The organism is Oleiphilus sp. HI0132 (assembly GCF_001635845.1).
Window position 1 is genome coordinate 1 of sequence record NZ_LWGJ01001564.1, and the last position, 1281, is coordinate 1281.

Genomic DNA, 1281 nt, shown 5'->3' on the forward strand with positions numbered 1-1281 from the left:
AATACTTTCTTTCTAAAATATCCCTAAATAGGTAGGGGGTATTTCTAATTTTGTCCTATATTTATAGTGCTAAATAAGCAATTCACCCCAAAATAGACAGATTCATTCAAGGAAATGGGCCGACATGACGATAACTAGTCTATAGCTTGCTCACTACACACTATCTAAAAATAACGCGCTTAAAAAATACTTAGGGTGTCTCTATGAAGATCAATATGCCGGTGACTGACAATGAAGTCATGATGACCGAAGGTCAGACCTTGGTCTCAAAAACCAATCTCAAAGGTATCACTACATACGTCAATGAGGCGTTTATCGCGATCAGTGGCTTTTCTGAACAGGAGTTGGTCGGAAAGAATCACAATGTCGTCAGGCACCCGGATATGCCGCCCGAAGCGTTTAAGGATCTATGGGATACGATGAAGAAGGGGCGACCCTGGACGGGAATCGTTAAGAATCGATGTAAGAACGGTGACTTTTATTGGGTAAAGGCAAATGTGACGCCTATCTGGGAAGACGGCAAAGTTGTTGAATATATGTCGGTTCGCTCCATTCCCAGTCGTGAGGAAATTACTGCAGCAGAAGGTGCTTATGTGGCCCTTAAAAATGGCGAAATAGCACTAGATGGTGGTAACGTTGTTAAGTCGGGATTTACTCAACACCTTCCTAAGTTAAGCAATATTAAACTCACTCAGCAGTTTATGTTTCTGGGTGCAGTACTCTTAATGTTGAGTGCTTTGGTCGTGAATACCTTGGCTCAGCAATATGATCAAATAGAGTTCTCTAAACAGGAGCTCGTCGGCGTCGAATATATTCGACCGATGAGACAGCTACTCCAGTTTATTCCACAACACCGTGGTATGACAAACGCTTATCTGAATGGTGACGCGTCTTTTGAACCCAAAATATTGTCTGTAAGGCAAAAGATAAACGATTTGTTTGATGAGGCTAAAGAAGTTGACGCCAGATTAGGAGAAAAGTTACAAGCTTCTAGCAAGTTCAAAGCGATTCAAAGCAAGTGGGACAGTTTGAAGGGAATAGCATTTAGCCTTGAGGCTAAAGCCAGTTTTTCTCGCCACTCTGACCTTATTAGTGATGTGCTAAACCTGATAATTCACGCTNGCGATACCTCGAACCTAATACTTGATCCTGAGTTAGGCAGTTTCTATAGCATGGACTTGGTGGTCAACAAGATTCCAGCCTTGGTCGAAAATATGGGCCAGGCTAGAGGCTTGGGCTCAGGTGTCATTGCTAATCAGGAAATTGGGCAGGCCCAACTAA

General features: G+C 42.7%; 1 protein-coding gene. It reads left to right on the forward strand.

Annotated elements, in window-relative coordinates:
- Window positions 1-203: 203 nt before the first annotated feature.
- Window positions 204-1281, forward strand: a 1078-nt coding sequence (locus tag A3766_RS31505; protein ID WP_197479714.1) for a PAS domain-containing protein, incomplete at its 3' end; no start/stop codon positions are given.